Annotated in this window: 2 protein-coding genes and 1 pseudogene; all 3 read left to right on the forward strand. The window is 67.3% G+C overall.

The features are described from left to right. A pseudogene (locus R6V09_RS53250) lies at nucleotides 1–196 on the forward strand (serine/threonine-protein kinase); the annotation flags it as partial. Beyond that, entirely contained in the window at nucleotides 183–644 is a 462-nt protein-coding gene (locus tag R6V09_RS53255; protein ID WP_317888573.1) for a hypothetical protein, read from the forward strand. The pseudogene R6V09_RS53250 and the gene R6V09_RS53255, both read left to right, overlap by 14 nt. Nucleotides 645–724: 80 nt before the next feature. Further along, nucleotides 725–1,360, forward strand: a 636-nt coding sequence (locus R6V09_RS53260; protein ID WP_317888574.1) for a hypothetical protein, incomplete at its 3' end; no start/stop codon positions are given.

The following is a 1,360-nucleotide window of genomic DNA, read 5'->3' on the forward strand; positions in this document are numbered from 1 at the left end:
GCCGCGCACAGCGGTCTGGCCGCCGCCCGCCGTGGCCCGCACGATCGAGGTCCGCCGCAGCGAGCTGGCGGCCCGTCGAGGCGGCGGTACGAGTCTGCCGGTGCCGTCCTGTCTGCTGCTGCACGCGCAGGCCCTGCTGGACGCGGGTCTCACCGACGACATGGTCACGCGGGCGGTGGTCCGTGGCGACGCCTGAGGCCTCGATCCCGCCCGGCCGGGACTACGACATCGCCTCGTCCTGGCGGCAGTTGACGCACACCTGGGGCGCCCGCCGGAATTACCACGTCGAGAGCGATGTAGATTCCCTCTCCCTGCAATTCGATCTAGAGGAGTCGGGGCGCACGCTCACCGTGCGTTTCATGACCACGAAAAGACTCCTCGTCGCTTTTGTCACCGACGGTCATTCTTTGCGCAAGGATCAATTGGCGATCGCCGCCGCCGCGTCCAACGCGTGGAACACCGAACAGCTGAATCCCATGCTGTCGGTGTGGGACGTACGCGGACCGAGACCCTGCCTCGCCGGGGTCTGCGACCTCCCGCTGACCTGCCGGATCTCGCAGGCCGACTTCGATGTCCTGGCCAGTGATTGGGTGGAACGGGCGCGACAGATGTTCACCCGTTGCCATCAGGTTTTCCAGCTGTAGAAATGAATTGAGCATTCTCAGTCAACCCCTTTCGGCCACGGCCCTGTTGCCTCCACTATGGGCGCCAACGGGGGGTCGTCATGAGACGTACGTTGTTCACTGCCTTGCTGTTCGGCTTGTTGATCGTGGTGATTCCGGCGGAGCCCGCGGCTGCCTCCGGCGCGGACTGCGGCAAGAACTTTCCGACGCGACTGGGCTGTTGGCAGGATGCGCTCGACGACGGGGCCGAGGTCACGGTCACGCTGAACAAGCCCCTGGCCCTCGACGCCGGTCGGAAGGTCGACCAGACCACCGTCCGCCGGGACCTCAAGAACCTTCGGGTGGAGGTGCCGGCCGACGTGCACACCGGCCAGGGCGGCACCGCGCTGATCGTCCTGGCCGGCCACGCACTCGTCGACCGGGACGCCCGGATCGACCGGCTGGACACCAGGACGCTGAACGAACTCGGCACCTGCACAAGCGACTTGTGCACAGCGCTCAAGAAGTCCTCGCTCACCGGCGGCCAACTGATCGACAAGAAGCTGGGCGTCACCGAACTCGGCGAGCACAAGTCCACGGACTACCTGCGCCTCCTCTTCATCGCCCTGACCGCCGTACTCCTCCTGCTGCTCCTCGCCCTCCTCCTCGCCGTCCGCCGCACCCGCGCCCCGGCCGCAGCCACGGCCACGGCCACGGCGGACATCGGCCCGGAACCCGCGGAGACCACTGCCAGACTC

The sequence above is a fragment of the Streptomyces sp. W16 genome (assembly GCF_033194735.1).
Classification (GTDB): domain Bacteria; phylum Actinomycetota; class Actinomycetes; order Streptomycetales; family Streptomycetaceae; genus Streptomyces.